The 16812-nt window shown below is 66.5% G+C and carries 16 protein-coding genes; 6 read left to right on the top strand and 10 right to left on the bottom strand.

Going from position 1 to position 16812, the window contains the following annotated elements:
* Positions 1–79 precede the first annotated feature (79 nt).
* Complete coding sequence (locus C8D03_RS21945; protein ID WP_108049677.1) at positions 80–1102, bottom strand: amino acid ABC transporter substrate-binding protein; 1023 nt, start codon at positions 1100–1102, stop codon at positions 80–82.
* 165 nt (positions 1103–1267) lie between these two features.
* Entirely contained in the window at positions 1268–2293 is a 1026-nt protein-coding gene (locus tag C8D03_RS21940; RefSeq protein ID WP_108049675.1) for an amino acid ABC transporter substrate-binding protein, read from the bottom strand.
* A gap of 262 nt (positions 2294–2555) precedes the next feature.
* Between C8D03_RS21940 and metC the strand changes: the two genes are divergently transcribed.
* Complete coding sequence (metC, locus tag C8D03_RS21935) at positions 2556–3746, top strand: cystathionine beta-lyase (protein WP_108049673.1); 1191 nt, start codon at positions 2556–2558, stop codon at positions 3744–3746.
* Between the two features lie 29 nt (positions 3747–3775).
* Here metC and C8D03_RS21930 read toward each other — a convergent pair whose 3' ends face one another.
* The 3 genes from C8D03_RS21930 to C8D03_RS21920 all read right to left on the bottom strand — a co-directional run bounded on the left by C8D03_RS21930 (position 3776) and on the right by C8D03_RS21920 (position 6647).
* Positions 3776–4111: a lipid-A-disaccharide synthase N-terminal domain-containing protein gene (locus tag C8D03_RS21930; RefSeq protein ID WP_108049671.1), complete on the bottom strand. Its 336-nt coding sequence runs from the start codon at positions 4109–4111 to the stop codon at positions 3776–3778.
* Entirely contained in the window at positions 4108–4857 is a 750-nt protein-coding gene (locus tag C8D03_RS21925) for a glycosyltransferase family 2 protein (RefSeq protein ID WP_108049669.1), read from the bottom strand. Before C8D03_RS21925 ends, C8D03_RS21930 begins: the two co-directional genes overlap by 4 nt.
* A gap of 101 nt (positions 4858–4958) precedes the next feature.
* Positions 4959–6647, bottom strand: coding sequence for an ArnT family glycosyltransferase (locus C8D03_RS21920; RefSeq protein WP_248308569.1), 1689 nt, complete (start codon positions 6645–6647; stop codon positions 4959–4961).
* 246 nt (positions 6648–6893) lie between these two features.
* On the opposite strand from C8D03_RS21920, the gene C8D03_RS21910 reads away from it, so the two are divergent.
* Entirely contained in the window at positions 6894–7181 is a 288-nt protein-coding gene (locus C8D03_RS21910) for a hypothetical protein (protein WP_108049663.1), read from the top strand.
* Positions 7182–7247: 66 nt separating this feature from the next.
* On the opposite strand, the gene ppk2 is transcribed toward C8D03_RS21910, so the two are convergent.
* From ppk2 to C8D03_RS21895, 3 genes are all read right to left on the bottom strand, one after another.
* Positions 7248–8039 carry a polyphosphate kinase 2 gene (gene ppk2 / locus C8D03_RS21905; protein ID WP_108049661.1) on the bottom strand — a complete coding sequence of 264 codons (792 nt, stop codon included), beginning with the start codon at positions 8037–8039 and terminating at the stop codon, positions 7248–7250.
* 18 nt (positions 8040–8057) lie between these two features.
* Positions 8058–8546 carry a hypothetical protein gene (locus C8D03_RS21900; RefSeq protein ID WP_108051887.1) on the bottom strand — a complete coding sequence of 163 codons (489 nt, stop codon included), beginning with the start codon at positions 8544–8546 and terminating at the stop codon, positions 8058–8060.
* Between the two features lie 80 nt (positions 8547–8626).
* Entirely contained in the window at positions 8627–9205 is a 579-nt protein-coding gene (locus C8D03_RS21895) for a hypothetical protein (RefSeq protein ID WP_108049659.1), read from the bottom strand.
* 441 nt (positions 9206–9646) lie between these two features.
* On the opposite strand from C8D03_RS21895, the gene C8D03_RS21885 reads away from it, so the two are divergent.
* From C8D03_RS21885 to C8D03_RS21870, 4 genes are all read left to right on the top strand, one after another.
* Entirely contained in the window at positions 9647–11464 is a 1818-nt protein-coding gene (locus C8D03_RS21885; RefSeq protein WP_248308568.1) for an adenylate cyclase, read from the top strand.
* Between the two features lie 149 nt (positions 11465–11613).
* Positions 11614–12045: a hypothetical protein gene (locus tag C8D03_RS21880; protein ID WP_108049654.1), complete on the top strand. Its 432-nt coding sequence runs from the start codon at positions 11614–11616 to the stop codon at positions 12043–12045.
* A gap of 68 nt (positions 12046–12113) precedes the next feature.
* Positions 12114–12737 (top strand): response regulator transcription factor, encoded by a 624-nt coding sequence (locus C8D03_RS21875; protein ID WP_108049652.1) that lies wholly within the window; start codon positions 12114–12116, stop codon positions 12735–12737.
* Between the two features lie 57 nt (positions 12738–12794).
* Positions 12795–13457, top strand: coding sequence for a hypothetical protein (locus C8D03_RS21870; RefSeq protein WP_248308567.1), 663 nt, complete (start codon positions 12795–12797; stop codon positions 13455–13457).
* Between the two features lie 15 nt (positions 13458–13472).
* Here C8D03_RS21870 and C8D03_RS21865 read toward each other — a convergent pair whose 3' ends face one another.
* On the bottom strand, positions 13473–15143 hold the full coding sequence (locus C8D03_RS21865) for a SulP family inorganic anion transporter (RefSeq protein WP_108049648.1): 1671 nt from the start codon (positions 15141–15143) through the stop codon (positions 13473–13475).
* Between the two features lie 75 nt (positions 15144–15218).
* Entirely contained in the window at positions 15219–16811 is a 1593-nt protein-coding gene (locus C8D03_RS21860; protein WP_146170260.1) for a CHAD domain-containing protein, read from the bottom strand.
* Position 16812: the final 1 nt, after the last annotated feature.

The following is a 16812-nucleotide window of genomic DNA, read 5'->3' as shown; positions in this document are numbered from 1 at the left end:
GGGAAATCCGTCGCCGGTCGCGCTGCTGTCCGTGCCCTTGGGGGGATGGCGCGACACCAGGGGGCGCCGCGCCGCCCGGTCAGCGGATCGGCGGGGCGTATTGCAGCCCGCCCTTGGTCCAGAGCGCATTCTGGCCGCGAGCGATCTTCAGAAGCGAGCCGGTGCCGACGTTCTTCTCGAAGGACTCGCCGTAATTGCCGACATGCTTGACGATGCGGTAGGCCCAGTCATTGGTCAGGCCGATCGCCTCGCCGAACTTGCCCTCGGTGCCGACCACGCGCTTGATCTCCGGGTTCTCGGATTTCAGCATCTCGTCGACATTGGCCTTGGTGATGCCGAGTTCCTCGGCGTTCAGCATGGCGAAATGGGTCCATTTCACCACGTCGAGCCAATTGTCGTCGCCATGGCGCACGACCGGCCCGAGCGGCTCCTTCGAGATGATCTCCGGCAGCACGATATGGTCGGCCGGCACCGAAAGCTTCAGGCGCTCGGCATAGAGGCCCGAGGCGTCCGTGGTGAAGGCGTCGCAGCGGCCCGATTCATAGGCCTTGATCGTCTCGTCGGCTGAGGCGAAGGCGACGACCTCGTACTTCATCTTGTTGGCGCGGAAGAAGTCGGCGAGGTTCAGTTCGGTCGTCGTGCCCTGCTGGGTGCAGACCGAGGCGCCAGCCAGCTTCAGCGCCGAATCGACGCCGAGCTTCTTGCGGACCAGGAAGCCCTGGCCGTCATAGTAGTTGATGCCCGCGAAATTCAGCCCGAGCGAGGTGTCGCGCGACATCGTCCAGGTGGTGTTGCGGGAGAGCAGGTCGACCTCGCCCGACTGGAGCGCCGTGAAGCGGTCCTTCGACGAGAGCGGGATGTACTTGACCTTGTTCGGATCGTTGAAGATCGCGGCCGAGATGGCCCGGCAGAGATCGACGTCGAGCCCGCTCCAGACGCCCTGGGCGTCGGGGATGCCGAAGCCGGCAAGACCGGGGCCGACACCGCAGGTCAGGACGCCCTTGGTCTTGATCTGGCCCAGCAGTCCGGTTTGAGCCTGCGCCCCGCCGACGCATACCGTGGTTGCGGCGGCGACGAGCGCCGCGGCGAAAATCTTCTTCATGCCTGTTTCCCCTGTTGGCGGAACGGGTTCCTGCCCGTTCTCGGCTACCTTGCAAGTCCCGGACCAAGCACCCTGCCTGGCACCCCCTCCTTTTGGCTCAATCCAGGCTCTGGATCCGGTGAAAAAATGACGGGCGCCGAGGTGGTCGGCGCCCGTCGAAAAGCCTCAGCGAACCGGCGGAGCGTATTGCAGGCCGCCCTTGGTCCAGAGACCGTTCTGGCCGCGGGCGATCTTCAGCAGCGAGCCGGTGCCAACGTTCCGCTCGAAGGACTCGCCGTAATTGCCGATGTGCTTGACGATCCGGTAGACCCAGTCGGTGGTCAGCCCGATGGTCTCGCCGAACTTGCCCTCGGTGCCGAGCAGACGCTTGATTTCCGGATTCGGCGACTTCAGCATCTCGTCGACATTGGCCTTGGTCACGCCGAGTTCCTCGGCGTTCAGCATGGCAAAGTGGACCCACTTCACCAGGTTGAACCACTGCGGATCGTTGTTGCGGACCGACGGGCCGAGCGGCTCCTTGGAGATGATCTCGGGCAGCACCATGTGCTCGTCCGGCGCCGTCAGCTTGAGGCGCTCGGCATAGAGGCCCGAGGCATCCGTCGTGAAGGCGTCGCAGCGACCGGCGTCATAGGCCTTCACCGTCTCGTCGGACGAGGCGAAGGCGACGACCTCGTATTTCAGGTTGTTGGCGCGGAAGAAGTCGGCGAGGTTGAGTTCGGTCGTCGTGCCCTGCTGGGTGCAGACCGAGGCGCCGGAAAGCTGCAGCGCCGAGGTGACGCCGAGCTTCTTGCGGACCATGAAACCCTGGCCGTCATAGTAGTTCACGCCGGTGAAGAGCAGACCGAGCGAGGCATCGCGCGTCATCGTCCAGGTCGAGTTGCGCACCAGCAGGTCGACTTCGCCGGACTGCAGCGCGGTGAACCGATCCTTGGCCGAAAGCGGGATGAACTTGACCTTGGCCGGATCGTTGAAGATCGCGGCGGCGACGGCGCGGCAGAACTCGACGTCGAGGCCACCCCAGTTGCCCTGGGCGTCCGGCACGCCGAAGCCGGCAAGGCCGGTGTTCGAGCCGCAGTTGACGATGTTGCGCTGCTTGACCTGGGCCAGCGTCGCAGGCGCCTGGGCCGACACGACCGAAGCCGAGAACGCGAGCCCGAGCCCTGCGATGGCGGCTGTCATGAACTTTTTCATTGAACTCTCTCCCATTGAGGTCTCCCGCCGGATTCGACCGGCAGGCCTTCATCCGTTTCGTCGCCGGCGGGCCTCAGGCCCGCTCGATTGCACAGAAAATAAGCGACGTCCCTTCCGTCGATTGCCAGAGCCCCGCATGAGCGTCAAGCAACGGTCCCCACCGGGACCGTCCCTTGTCCGCTGCATACATCACATGCGAGTTTGTGGGGGTGGTCAAGCCTGACCGCATTCCCCCGCAGACGACCAAGCGCCAGCCGGATCCATGAAAAAGCTGCCTCCCTCCGAATTCGCTCGTCTCGGCGAGAGAACCCGTCTCGTCATGGCCGGCCGCGATCCGTCCGACAGCTATGGCTTCGTCAACCCGCCAATCGTGCGCGGCTCGACCGTGGTCTATCCCTCGACCGAGGATTTTCTCGCCCGCAAGGCACGCTACTCCTACGGCACGCAGGGCAATCCCACGATCGACGCGCTCATTGCCGCCTGCAACACGATCGAGGGCGGCGCCGGCACGGTGGTCACGCCGTCGGGCCTGCTCGCCTGCACGCTGCCCTTCCTCGCCTTCCTCTCGGCAGGCGATCACGTCCTGGTGACCGACAGCGTCTATCGGCCGACGCGCAATTTCTGCGAGTCAATGCTGAAGCGCATGGGCATCGAGACGACCTATTACGACCCGACGATCGGGGCCGGCATCGCCGGCCTGTTCAAGGCCAACACCAGGGCGGTCTGGACCGAGGCGCCGGGCTCCCAGACCTTCGAGATGCAGGACATCCCGGCCATCGTCGCTGCCGCCCATGCCCGCGACATCCTGGTGATGATGGACAACACCTGGGCGACGCCGCTGTTCTTCGACAGCCACAAGGCGGGCGTCGATGTCAGCGTGCAGGCCGGCACCAAATACTATGCCGGCCATTCCGACGTGCTGATCGGCACGATCTCGGCCCGGACGCCGGAGCTCTACAAGCAGCTCCGCCAGAGCTGGGAGCAGCTCGGTGTCATCATCGCGCCGGAGGACGCCTTCCTGACGCTGCGCGGCATGCGCACCATGGCGATCCGCCTGAAGGAGCAGATGCCGGCCGGCATCGCCATGGCGCAGTGGCTCGCCGCGCGTCCCGAAGTCGCCCGCGTCATGCACCCGGCCCTGCCCGAGGACCCCGGACACGCACTCTGGAAGCGCGACTTCACCGGCGCCTCCTCGCTCTTCGGCTTTGAACTGGCGCCCGTCTCAATGACGGCCGTGGCGGCGATGCTGGACGGCCTCACCCTGTTCGGCATGGGGGCGTCCTGGGGCGGCTATGAGAGCCTCGTCCTGCCTTTCGACTGCAAGGCCTACCGCACGGCGACGACGCCGGGCTTCAAGGGCCCGACGATCCGCATCCATATCGGGCTGGAAGACCTCGACGACCTCAAGGCCGATCTGGACGCCGGCTTCGCCAGGCTGCGCGCGGCGGGCTGAAGACGCGCGCGGCGCCGCAGGGCGCCGCGTCAGGCCCGGGAGCCGCGCTGGCGCCGCCGGTTGCGGAAGATCAGCACCAGGTTGCGCGTATAGATCACCATCGCCAGCGCCTGGCCCATGATGATGATGGGTTCGCGCCTGACGACGCCGTAGACCAGCGTCATCAGGCCGCCCGCCATCGAGAAATACCAGAAGGACAGCGGCATCACCGAATTGCCTTCGCGTTCACTGGCAAGCCATTGCACGAGAAAACGCGCGGTGAAGAGCAGTTGCGCGACAATGCCGAAGGCAAGCCAGAAGTCGAACTTCAGCACGAAGACGTCGTAGATGTAGTCCGAGACCGCATGGCCGATCGAGATGATCACGATTGTGCCTCCGTGACGATCTGCGGGACGCGCTTGCGGCGGCGGATCAGCCACCACACCCCGACGAGATCGAGGATGCCGACCCAGAGCCGGTCGAAGAAGCCGTAATTCGAGACGCCGCTGAGGCGCGGCCGGTCGCGGACGTCGACATGCACCACGGCATAGCCCTCGCGCACCATCAGCGCCGGCATGAAGCGGTGCAGCGCGTCGAAATAGGGCAGCGCCAGATAGGCCTCGCGCCGGAAGCATTTCAGTCCGCAGCCGGCATCGCGCGTGCCGTCCTTGAGCAATCGGCCGCGCACACCGTTGGCGATGCGCGACTGCAGCTTCTTGAAGCCGGTATCCTTGCGCCCGACGCGCTGTCCCTGGACCAGCCCGGCCTGCATCCCGGCCCGTTGAAGCGCCTCGAGCATCGCCGGCAGGAAGGCAGGGTCGTTCTGGCCGTCGCCGTCGAGCGTGGCGACGACCGGCGCGCGGGCATGGCGGACGCCGCTCCTCACCGCCGCGCTCTGGCCGCAGGACTGCGCGTGGGTGACGATGCGCAGCCAGGGTCGGCTGGCAGCGAGTTCCGTCAAGGCCGCCGGCGTGCCGTCGCTCGATCCGTCATTGACGAAGACGACCTCGAAGGCGCCGATCGCCACGCAGGCGGTCTCGATGTCGGCGAGCAGCGGCACGACATTGCCGACCTCGTTGCGGACGGGGACGACCACGCTGATCAGTGGTGCAAGGAGAGAAGGTTCGGTCAACAGAGCATCATCCGGCAAAACGGCCCGCAACCTGCGTCAGCGAGGCCGACAGGGCAAGGAACTTCGAAACGATCTTCGAACGCGGCGCTCCCGCGGCGCTGTCACGGCCGCGCATAGACCGCCATCTCGAGCCGGCGGCCGCCATTCAGGTTAAAGCCGCGGATCGTGGTAACCAGCCGCGGTGTCAACCCCGACTGGCCAAGCGCCGTCTGGAAGCCCGCCATGTATCGCGACTCGACGAAGACGATGCGGCAGCCGGGCGGGTTGAGGAATGCAGCGGCAGCCGCGCCGTCGACGCCCATGGCGAGCCTGGTTCCGGTCAGGAAGACGAGGCTCGGCTCGCGATAGCCGACGGTCATCACGGCCGGATCGGCGCAGCCGACCGAACGCGCCGCCTCGGCCAGCCGCGGCGACAGCTTGAACGCACGCAGGCTCTCGACGGCGAAGCCATAGACGCCGACGCCAAGCAGCAGACTGGCCAGCACGCAGCGCCAGAGCGCACCCTCGAAATCGCGGCGGCGAAAGGCTGCAACGACGCTGACGGCAACAGCCAGCGCCAGCAGCAGGAAGGGCAGAGCGAGATAGGGCAGCGTGCCGTCAAGCGACCAATTCGCACCGATGATGACGCCGATCAGCACGAGCGGCACCAGCACGACGAGCAGCGCCGTCGCGACCGCGCCACGCCGGAAGCGGTCGATCCCGCCATTGACGACCGCGAGCAGGAGCAGCGCCGTGATCGCCGGGTAGAGCGGCAGCACGTAATGCGGCAGCTTGGTCGGCACGGCCTCGAACACGATCCAGGACGGCACGACCCAGGCCAGCAGGAACAGCACCTGCGGTTCGCGCCGCCGGACCCAGGCGAAAGGCACCGCCATCGCGGCGAAGGCAGCGGCCGGCCAGTAGGTGCCGAAGAAGATCAGCAGGTAGAGCCCCGGCGGTCCCCAATGCTTCTCCTGCCCCTCCGCGACCTTGCCGAGCATGTCCTGCCCGACGCTCTCGGCGAAGAAGCTGCCGCCGGTCTTCCAGGCGATCGCGACAAACCAGGGCAGCACGACCACGAGGCAGAGCAGCAGGCCGCGACCGAAGCGCAGCGGCGCGAGCCAGCGGAAGCTGCGCTCCCGGATGCTGAGGACGAGGATGGCGAGGCCCCAGACCATGGGAACGATCGGCCCCTTGAGCAGCAGGCCGAGCGCCGTCGCACCCCAGAAGACGAGCCAATTGCGCGAACTCGGCACGAAGGCCAGGGAACGCGTCCAGTCCAGCCAGGTCCGTGCCAGCGCGCCCATGGTTGCGACCGCACAGGCCGCCAGCAGCGCGTCGGTCTTGGCGATGCGGGCCTCGACGCCGAGCAGGACGCAAGCTGCCATCAGCGCCGCGCCGAGCAGCGCCAGGCGCGGGCCGACGAAAGCCAGCAGCGCCCAGTAGCTCAGCAACACGGTCGCGACCGCGCCGATCAGAGAGGGGATGCGGTAAAGCCAGATCTGTGCGCGCGCCTCGGGCACGCCGAGCGCCTCGCCGGCTGCCACCGTTGCACTCTGGAGCCAGTAGATCCCCACCGGCTTCTTGTGCCGCGCCTCCTCCTGGAAGCGGATGTCGACGAAGTCGCGCGTCTCGAGCATCTGCTTGCTCGCCTGGGCGAAGCGCGGCTCGTCGCGGTCGAGCGGTTGCAGCGTGTGGAAGCCGGGCAGGAAGGCAGCCAGCGACAAAAGCACGAGCAGCGCGCAGGCGCGGGCATGGCTGACGGAGGCCATGGCCGCGAGGCGGTCGAGCGCGGGACTGAGCGAAGGCATGTGCATCCTCGCGACCGATCGGGCCGCGCCTGTCCTGAAGGCCGGGAATGGCGGGACCGGCTATCCCCGAAAAGCCAGCGCCGCGATGACGGGCTTTTCGGGCACGATCAAGGCGAAGCCGCGCAAACGGCAGCCGGCGCGGTTTACGCCGCATGCTGCGCCGCGGCAAGCGCGACCGGGCGTCGGCTGCACGACATGACAGCCCGCAGCCCCCTTGCTAGCCTGGCGTTTCATCGAGGAGCGAAGATGGGCCGGCTGTTCTCCAAGGCGTTGCGCGCCGGGCTGTGGGGCCTGCTGCTCGGCCCATTGCTGGCGGTCATCCTCGTCTTCGGCGCGATGATCTTCGACCCCAAATGCGGTGTCGGCGATTCCGGCGGCTGCGCCATGGGCGTCGTCACCGCGCCCATCGCCATCGCCCTGCCGAGCTTCGCGCTGTTCTTCCTGGTCGGCCTGCTGCATGGCCTGTGGCAGCGACGCCCCTCCGACCCCGCAGCCGCGATCAGACGCCTGCGCAGCTGGGGCCGGGAGGAGTGAGCCGCCGTCGAGGAGGAACGCAAGGCAGCTCTGGTGTCGACGTCCCCACCGCTTTCCCTCACGGCGTCAGGATACGTCCGGGACCCAGTTCCGTGCGAAATCAGGTTCCTCGTAGTCGTCGGATTTTTGTCGCTTCGGCAGCTTGATCTTCTCGCGAGGCGGCGCCTCGTAATGAACCGAAGCAAGGATATGCGAAATGATGTTCAACCGCGTTCTTCTCTTGTCGTCCGAGTGAACGGCAAACCAGGGAGCCCAGGTCGTATCGGTCGCGCGGAACATCTCGTCGCGCGAACGCGAGTAGTCGTACCAACGGCTGTATGACTTCAGATCCATCGGCGAGAGCTTCCAGATCTTGCGCGGATCCGTGATCCGTTCCTGGATGCGCTGCGTCTGTTCCTTCTCGGTCACCTCAAGCCAGTATTTGAGCAGGATCGTTCCGGAATCGACGATCGCCTTCTCGACCGCCGGCACGACCTGGAGAAAGCTTCTGGCCTGCTCCTCCGTGCAGAAGCCCATGACGCGCTCGACGCCGGCACGATTGTACCAACTGCGATCGAAGATCACGATCTCGCCGGCAGCCGGCAGATGCGGCAGGTAGCGCTGCACATACATCTGCGAACGCTCTCGCTCCGTCGGCGGCGGCAGCGCCACCACGCGAAAGACCCGCGGGCTGACCCGCTCCGTGAGGGCCTTGATGACGCCCCCCTTCCCGGCCCCGTCGCGGCCCTCGAAGACGATGCAGATCTTCGCACCCCGGTGCTTCGCCCATTCCTGAACCTTGACGAGTTCGGCGTGGAGGTCCCTGAGCTTCCGCTCGTACGGCTTTCGCTTCAACGGCTCGCCGGCATGGGCTTTCATCGTCGGCCTCCACGCACGCTAGGACCAGGTCAGGAAGAAGGCGATGTCCCCGGGCAGCCCGCCTGGCCAGTCGATGATCATCGCCCGGAGCCGGTACTTTGCGGGCTGCAGATGCTCCCTCCAGAATTCATAGGCCTGCCGGGGGCGCCCGGTCAGGGTCGTCGGCCAGTCAGCCTCTGCATTGTTGATCGCCCGGCCCTTATCTGTGCAAAGCGCGCTCGGAAAGCGCATGACGAGGACTTCGGTCTCGCCGCGTCCGGCCGCCGCGCGGGTCTTGGTTGCCAGGCTGTGCTTGATCTCCGCGATCTTCTCCGGCGTGACGTCGATCTCGTCCTGCAGCGTGGCGACGAGCTTCCGCCGGGCCTCCTCGGCTTTATCCATGGCGCCCAGCATCTTGGATGCCTTGGCCATTTCGAGGTCCGTCATGTAGCTGCGAAGGTCATCTGCAGACATGAAGCTCTCGTCGGCAAGCGTTGCCATGGCGAGATCGTGGCTGGCGGTCGACATGGCTCGCTTCTCCTCGCTTGTCGCTTTCGCTGCAGCGGGCCGCACGCCTGCGACCTGCATGCGGCCTCGAGCCGACGGACCTAGTACTTCTGGAAATGGAAGGCCTCGGCGAAGGTCAGCTCGACCATGTCGCCGCGCCGGAGGCGCCTGAGATCCGCCTTGATGACGGGATCGACGACCATCAGGCTCCGCGGCCCCGCCGGCCCGACATAGCTCACGATACCCGTGCCCGGATCGAAACTCTCGAACCTTGCCGTCAACGTCAGCGAGCGCACGACGAACTTGTCCGGCAGATTCTGGAAGGGCCCGCTGACCGCCTCGGTGTAGACGACTCCGGGCCTGGCCCCTTTCCTGGCGCGCATGGCACCGAGGATGGCGCCTTCGACACGCCGGATCTCGACCCTGTCACCAGGGCGGATGTTCTGCAGATTGCCGAACACCTCCGGGACCGCGACATGCCATGTGTTGCGGCCCTGCCGGACCAGCACGATGCGCTCGGCCGGCTGAACGTCGACGATCTCGACATCGAGTTGCTCGACCTCGACCGGCCCGACGCCGGCGACGATCACGGTCTGGGTGGTCACCATCGGAGCAGGCGCGCACCCTGCAACGCCCGCCGCCAGCGAAATAGCGAAGATCCAGCTCATGTGCTTCGACATCGGAACTCTCCACGTTGAAGGGCAACTCTGCTTCGAACCTAGTGCCGACCTCTGGGTTGGGTCTGTCGCTCGTGAACCGCCTGCCGAAGCTCCGCCAGGAGCCCGTCAATGAGATGCCTGTACTCGACACATCGGGCGGCGGTCCCCGGAGCCCCCGACGCCTCCCAGCGCCGAAGAGCCTGCTCCGCCTCCGCGAGATCGCCGCAGAGGCTGCGGACGCTCTCGCTGACCAACGCCAATTCCTCGATCGCCTGCTTGTGTCTCGGCAAAAGCCGGACGGCAGCCAGAACGCCCGGATCCATCGGAACCAGCCCCCCGCGAGCAGTCCAAATTATGTGGCGGGGCGAGCAGATTGGGAGTAAATAACGGGATGTTACGGGGATACTGCCGACCCTGTGTCTAAGTTCTTGCGTGGAGTTACGGCCCGGGGGGGCTAGTTCCATGGAACGGCAACGGCCTACGGATTGCGAGAATCGCGACGACGCCTGTGCCCAAGCGATCCCCGAACCCTGCGCGAGCGACGTCCGCGCGCAGCTGGATCGGATCCTGGCCAGCGCGACGTTCAGCGTGCCGGAACGGGTGCGCCAGTTCCTGGCCTATGTCGTCAATCAGACGCTCGAAGGCCGGGCCGACCGCATCAAGGCTTATACGGTGGCGGTCGAGGTCTTCGGCCGGGACGCGAATTTCGACATTCAGAACGACCCCGTCGTTCGCATTGAAGCCGGGCGGCTCAGGCGCGCGCTGGAACGTTACTATCTTCTCGGCGGCAGCGCCGACCCGGTCCTGCTGGAAATCCCCAAAGGCGGCTACGTCCCACGCTTCCACTGGCAGCAACACCACGCGGAGGATGGAGAGACCGTAATTCGGCCGGGGCTGCGCCTCGACGGCAAGTTCGGCACGGCCGTCCATGCGTGGCTGATGCGCCATTGGCTTGTCGGCGCGGTTGCTGTGGCAACGATGGCGGCGGCTGCACTTGTCTGGATTGTGCCGCCGTCGCAACCATCCGCCTTCGCCACGCGGCTGGCCCAGCCCGGGGGACCGTCCCTGATCGTCAAACCCTTCGTCAACCTCTCGAGGGATACCGACGCGAACTACTACGCCGCCGGCATCGGCGAGGAGCTTCTGGCGCAGCTTGCCCGCTTCAAGGAGTTGACGGTCTTCGGCCGCGAGACGTCGGATTCGCTCTCGGCGGACACCTCCGCGCCCGAGATCCGGCGCCGCTTCGGCAACCGCTACGTTCTGGAGGGCAGCGTGCGCCTCGCCGAGGGCAAGCTCAGGGTGACGAGCCGCGTCCTCGACGGCGAGACATCCGCCGTCGTCTGGTCCGGCGCCTATGATGCCGATCCGCGTACCAACAACATCGTCGACATCGAAATGACGATCGCCTCGAAGGTCGCCACCGCGATCGCCCAGCCCTACGGCATCATTTTCAGCACGCCGCCGCCGCTCGCACGGGGGAAGACCAGCCAGGGCATGGAAGCCTATCGCTGCTCCTATCTCTTCTATCGCTACCGCACCGTGCTCGACCAGAACGAGCATGCACCGACGCGCGATTGCCTCGAGCAGCTCACCGCGAGCTATCCAGATCATGCGACGGGCTGGGCGATGCTGTCCTATCTCTACCTCGACGAGGACCGTTTTCGGCTCAATCCGCGGCCGGGCTCGCCCACGCCGATCGAACGGGCGCGGGCTGCTGCCGAGCGCGCCGTGCGCCTCGACCCGGAGAATGTGCGGGCGCTGCAGGCGCTGATGACGATCCTCTACTTTAGCAAGGAGCCTGCGGAAGCACTTCGGATCGGCTCGCAGGCCCTCGCCCTCAACCCGAACGACACCGAACTGCTCGGCGAGTTCGGCAGCCGGGTGGCTCAGGCCGGAGAATGGCAGCGCGGCGCGGCTCTGCTCGAGGACGCGATGAGCAGAAATCCAGGCCATTCCGACTACTACATCGGCTTGCTCGCCCTCGCGGCCTATATGCAGGGTGACGATCCGCGGGCTGCCGATCTCATTCGTCGCGCCAATTTGCGCAGGTTCTCGATCTATCACTTCGTCGCTGCACTCATCTTCGCCCGGCTGGAGCTGGAGACGGAGACCGCGCATCACCGCACTGAGTTTCTTCGACTGCGACCGGGCTTCTTCGACGATTTCGACGGAGAGCTCGACAAGCGCAATTTCAATCCGCGAGACCGCGCCATCCTGCTTCGCGGCGCCATCCAGGCCGGCTTCCCGGTGCAATCGCGCTTTGCGGCCGGAGTCGAGTGAGCGACGCGACCAGGCGTCCCTCGCCGTAGCAAACCGTAACCTACTACCTGCAAGCCGGTTTGCGGCTTTGACTTCGGTCCAGGGAGATCGCGGACGGACAAGACGCGCCCCCTCGCCGGCGAGCGATATCACGCGATGAGGAGGGGTTGATGATGGCAATGATCGGTCGGCTGTCCCTGCCTGTTTTGGTCATGGCCATGGTCCCGCTCCAAGAGGCGCAGGCGCAGGCGGACCGCTTTCAGGGCGCCTGGCTCGAGGAGGGAGTGCCCTGCGCCAGCGTCTTCGTCGCCACGCCGAAAGCAGTGAGCTTCCGGCGGCCGGCCAGTGCCTTCGCACCGGCCTTCATCGTCGCCGGCCAGCGATTGTCGACGCCGCTCGCGACCTGCCGCATCGTCAGCCTCAGCACGAGCGGCCAGCGGCAGATCGTCAACCTTCGCTGCACGACCACCATCTCGACCGACTCGGCCCAGGCCATCCTCGCCATGGCCGAGGACGGAGGCCTCTACCGATTCAATGCCCTGGAAGCCGGTATCGCGACCAAATACCAGCGTTGCAATCGGGATGTCCTGAAAGCGCCTTGAGGCCACATGTGCTCGCCGGTGCTTTCGCCGCGGGCGACAGCTCTGGCAGGAAGACGGGGGGATAGGCCATGTCAGTACTCGTACATCTCGTCGATGGCGACGCCGTCTCCCAGGCGGGAATCGGCGATATGCTCCAGTCCAGCGGCTATCGGACCAAGGCCTATGGCAGCGCCGACGAGATCCTTCAACAGATACCGGACGACGAAAGCGCAAGCTGTATCGTCATCGACGTGCCGGCCCCGGACACGGTCGTTCGCGACCTGTTCGACCGGCTGAGCAAGGCCGGATCGAAACTCCCCGTGATCTTCCTGGCCGGACAAGGCGACGTTCGCGCCGGCGTCAAGGCGATGAAGGCCGGCGCCGAGGACGTCTTCACGAAACCCGTGGAACGCGATGAGTTCATCGAGGCGATCGACAAGGCGATCGCCCGACATCGCCTGGCCCACGCGCAGGACGGCTGGGCGCGGATGGTGATGGCGCGTCTGCAGCAGTTGACCAGGCGCGAACGGGAAGTCTTCGAGCTCGTCATCCGCGGCAAGATGAACAAGCAGGTCGCTTTCAAGCTCGGAACGACCGAGCGGACCGTGAAGGCCCATCGCCAGAAGGTTATGGAAAAGATGCAGCTCCGCTCCGTGGTCGAACTCGTGTCCTGCGCCGAGCGGCTTGGCCTTCTGCGACCTGTCGATCCATAGCGCTGCGAGAGGCACGGCCGGGCGACATCCGCATCCCGTTCCGATGAGGTCCGCATCGTGTCCTTCCTTCGCCACGCTCCGGACGGCCTGAAGACACCGAAGGCGGCAGCGGTTGCCGGCATCCTGTTCTCCGTCCTGCTTCTCCTTGCGATCCTGCTCGTGCAGCAGACCTTGCGCCTGCATCCCAGCGATCCGGAGGATTGGCTCGGCACCGAGTCCTGGAAGGTTGCGCTCGCCCTGAACCTGATCCCCTTCGCCGGCATCGCCTTCCTCTGGTTCATGGGCGTGTTGCGCGACAGGCTGGGGCCGCAGGAGGACAAGCTGTTCGCGACGGTCTTCCTCGGCAGCGGCCTGCTGTTCGTCGGGATGCTGTTCACCGCAGCGGCCGCCATCGGCGCGATCCTGATCACCCATGCGGCCCTGCCGCGCGAACTCTCCGGCTCGGTAACCTTCACCCTGGCGAGGGCCTTCGCCTATAATCTCACGAGCATCTACGCGATGAAGGTCGCGAGCGTCTTCCTGTTGACGGCTTCGACGATCGTTCTGCGGACGGGCATCACGGCACGCTGGACCGCGATCGTCGGCTATGCCGCGGCGGCCATCATCCTGCTCGGCAGCCATATCGTCGACTGGACGTTTCTGGTATTTCCGCTCTGGGTGCTTCTCGTTAGCGGCGACATCCTGATCCGGGAACACGGTGGCGGCGAACCCGCCCGCTAGCCCTCTCGCAGGCCGTCACGCGCGCCCGTTCGCCAGCGCCCGGACCGCATCTTCGAGATCGTCGAAGAGGACCGTCGCCTCTGGCCCCTCGAAAAAGCCGGCGCGCCGGAGGATGTCGCTCGGCTCCTTGTGGAGTTCGGCAACGGCGAGCGTCAGTCCCTTCCGGGCCAGCTCGCCCCGCAGATGCCCGAGCATGGTCGCCGCCGTCGCATCGATCTGGGCCACGGCGCTCGCATCCAGCACGAGCCATGCCGTGCCGGGAGGCGCCTGCTCCGCGACGCTTTCGAACCGCGCGCGGACATGGTCCGCGTTGAAGAACAGAATGCTGCCCTGAACCATGAAGAGCACCATCCCGGGCAGCGGCGCGGCGCTCGCCGCCCTGTGGAGCTTGTAGAAGCCCGGCCGGCCGGGGATGCGGCCGAGCAGCGCATCGCGCGGGCGCATCTCCTTGAGCAGGATGTGGAGCAGCGTGCCGGCGATGGCGATAACGACGCCGCTGAGCACGCCGAGGCTGATCGCACCCCACATGCTGATGAGGGCGAAGCCGAATTCGATCCGGCTGATCCGCCATATCTCGCGAAAGCCCTGGACGTCGATCAGGCTCAGCGCGGCGAAGATCAGGATCGCGCCCAATGCCGGATTGGGCAGCAGGCGCAGCGCATCGTTGAGAAAGATCAGCAGCGTCGTCAGGCTGAACGCCGCAACCAGCCCTGCGACCTGCGAACGGCCGCCGGTGGAGATGTTGATCGCAGTGCGCGAATCCGAAACGGTGACCGGAAAGCCGCTGAACAGGCCGGAGAAGACGTTGGCGGCGCCGAGACCCGTCAGTTCGCGGTCGGCATCGACCTCGAACCCGTCCTTTGCGCCGAAGCTGCGCGCCGCGACGAGGCCCGAACTGACGCCGACCAGCCAGACGGCTCCGGCGCCGAGGAAGAGCTCCCTGAGCGGCAGCCGGGATATGTCGGGAAGGGACAGGGCCGGCATCGTGTTCGGCAGGCTTCCGATCACCTTCATGCCGCTGCCTTCGAGATCGAACACGGCCGAGGCCAGCCCCGCGACGAAGACCACCACGAGCGGCCCCGGAACCGGTGAGCGCAGGCGCGCCAGCAACATGAGCAGCCCCAGCATCGCACCGCCGAACAACACCGAGGGCCAGTGGATCAGCGCCGCCTTGCGCACGATCTCGAGCAGCGGCAGCACCAGCCCGTCGGATTCGATGCGCACGCCGGTCAGGCGTCCGATCTGACCGATCAGGATCGAAATCGAAATCCCGCAGATGAAGCCGATCAGGATGGGGCGGGACAGGAACGAGGCCACGATCCCGAGGCGCAGTCTCGCCGCGACGATGCACAGCACGCCGACCATCAGCGCCAGCGCCGCCGCAGCCGCGACCCGGTCCGCCGGATTGTCGAGCGGCAGGCTCGCAAGGGCGGCGGCGAGCACCGTCATGGTCGCCGCGTCCGGACCGACGATGAGCTTGCGCGTCGGCCCGAACAGCGCGTAGCCGACCAGCGGCAGGATGCTCGCATAGAGGCCCACCTCGGCCGGCAGCCCCGCGATGGCAGGATATGCGATGGCGCTGGGAATGGCGACGGCCGCGATGGCGAGGCCCGCCGTCAGGTCGAAGCGCAGCCATTCCAGCCTGTAACCTCGCATGCCGCTCGGGATCGGAAATCGGTCGGTCATCGGCGTCTCTCCGGCAGCGGCACATCAAAGGCGGGCCGCGCGGCATTGCAGGGCATCGACGACGCGGCCCGGTCTTCAGGTCTTGCCCGGTCTCCGTCGCGCAAGTGAGGCAAGTTCGTCGCAGACCGCCGCTGCTCTGGCCAGCGCTTCGGACGGGTCCAGCGTGCCGACCCCAGCCGCGAAGCCCGCCGCGAAATCCGATGCCGCGCCATTCGCTTCGCCGCCACGCACATAGGTGAGCGCCAGCACCCGGCCGGCGCGACAGTCGTTCAGGTCGCCCAACAGATCCTGAACGAGCCGCAGCTTCGCCAGGAGCTTGCCGCCGGATTTGACATCGAGGCCGGGATGGAAGGCCTCGACGGCATAGCGCAGTTTCTTGGCCCGGATCCGGATGTCGTGCTGCCTGTCCGGGGTCGCGTTCCGCAAATCCCGGCTCAGCTTGAGAAAGGAATCGAGCCGCCGTTGCAGGCGAGCGTTCACGAACGCGGACATCGGGCGGTCGCGCAGGCGCGCCTGCTTCGCCGAGGATGGTTCCGAAGTCGTCAGACCACCGAGCCATTCGACGAGGCCCAGGCCGAATTCCAGCATCGCGGGCGAGCGGACATAGGCGGCAACCTCGTCATGGGCCTGGCCGCGCCGTCGCTCGACGGCCTCGGCGAAAGCATCCAGGCCCGGCGCATCGGGGGCGTCCTGCCGCAACGGCCCGAGCACGCGGTCGCAGAAGACGTCGAGCTCGCGCGCGCCGCCGAGGAACGTGGCCAGCTCGCGCAAACGCTCGGGCAGGCCCTCCCCTTCCAGGCCGAGAACGGGTTTGCAGAACGACAGGATCGCACGCAGGCGCCGGAGGTCGATGCGCGTCTCGTGCAAGGCGTGGTGGCCGGCGCCGTCCTGCAGCAATGCGAGATCGTCGAGCAAAGCGGCCGCGCCGCGTCGGCAGATGCTCTCGATCGCTTCCATCGTCGTCATGCCTTGCCGGATATCGCCATGATGGTCGGCGTCGGCGCTGCCCCGTTGCCCCTGCAAGAGGCGCCAGCCCCGTTCGCCATGCGAGCGCAGGGTGAGGCTCGCGTGCATCGACGCGCCCAGTTCGCGCGCGAAAGCAGAGAGTGCGCCGGTCGGTCCGTCGAGCAGCCGCAGCCGCAGTTCGGCGATGACCTCGCTCGCCTCGCCCGCCATGATCGTGCCCGTATCCAGCAACGCCAGGATTCTGGCCCCGTCGCGCTCGAAGATGCAGTTGCGGCGACGGAGATCGACACTGAAGACCCGCCTCAGCTTTCCGAGGGCCTTGTCGCCGAGAAGGTCCTCGAGCGGCGTGCCCTGAATGGAGCCTCTGCTCGGCGCGCCGTCCTCAATCTCGGCGCTCCACCGGCCGGCGTCCCGCCAGAGGGAACCCGGCCTCGCCGTCTCGATGTGCTGGAACCGCCTTCGCCCCTGTGAGCGGATCGAGAGCCGATAACCCTTGCGCTGCAGCTTGCCGCCATCGGTATCGTAGAAGATCGACCGAATGGCTCTTGCGCCTGGTCGCTTCCCGCCTGCGGCCTGCATCTGTCGAAGAACCTGGCGCACGCCCTCCTCTGCGAGGTGCAACCGCAGGGTCCATCCGCCGCCGGGATGGCCATGTTCGCCCTCCCGCTGGGCAAGCGCTAACGGGCGATCGATCGTTGCCAAA

The organism is Bosea sp. 124, assembly GCF_003046175.1.
Lineage (GTDB): Bacteria > Pseudomonadota > Alphaproteobacteria > Rhizobiales > Beijerinckiaceae > Allobosea.
Note: the sequence above shows the minus strand (reverse complement) of the source record. Positions and strands in the feature narration are given on the sequence as shown.

Coding starts and splice junctions, on each gene's coding strand:
- C8D03_RS21910 (WP_108049663.1), top strand. CDS start 6,894: ATGGGCCGGCTGTTCTCCAAGGCGTTGCGCGCCGGGCTGTGGGGCCTG.
- C8D03_RS21940 (WP_108049675.1), bottom strand. CDS start 2,293: ATGAAAAAGTTCATGACAGCCGCCATCGCAGGGCTCGGGCTCGCGTTC.
- C8D03_RS21945 (WP_108049677.1), bottom strand. CDS start 1,102: ATGAAGAAGATTTTCGCCGCGGCGCTCGTCGCCGCCGCAACCACGGTA.
- ppk2 (WP_108049661.1), bottom strand. CDS start 8,039: ATGAAAGCCCATGCCGGCGAGCCGTTGAAGCGAAAGCCGTACGAGCGG.
- C8D03_RS21900 (WP_108051887.1), bottom strand. CDS start 8,546: ATGTCGACCGCCAGCCACGATCTCGCCATGGCAACGCTTGCCGACGAG.
- C8D03_RS21920 (WP_248308569.1), bottom strand. CDS start 6,647: ATGCCTTCGCTCAGTCCCGCGCTCGACCGCCTCGCGGCCATGGCCTCC.
- C8D03_RS21895 (WP_108049659.1), bottom strand. CDS start 9,205: ATGTCGAAGCACATGAGCTGGATCTTCGCTATTTCGCTGGCGGCGGGC.
- C8D03_RS21875 (WP_108049652.1), top strand. CDS start 12,114: ATGTCAGTACTCGTACATCTCGTCGATGGCGACGCCGTCTCCCAGGCG.
- C8D03_RS21880 (WP_108049654.1), top strand. CDS start 11,614: ATGATGGCAATGATCGGTCGGCTGTCCCTGCCTGTTTTGGTCATGGCC.
- C8D03_RS21865 (WP_108049648.1), bottom strand. CDS start 15,143: ATGACCGACCGATTTCCGATCCCGAGCGGCATGCGAGGTTACAGGCTG.
- metC (WP_108049673.1), top strand. CDS start 2,556: ATGAAAAAGCTGCCTCCCTCCGAATTCGCTCGTCTCGGCGAGAGAACC.
- C8D03_RS21885 (WP_248308568.1), top strand. CDS start 9,647: ATGGAACGGCAACGGCCTACGGATTGCGAGAATCGCGACGACGCCTGT.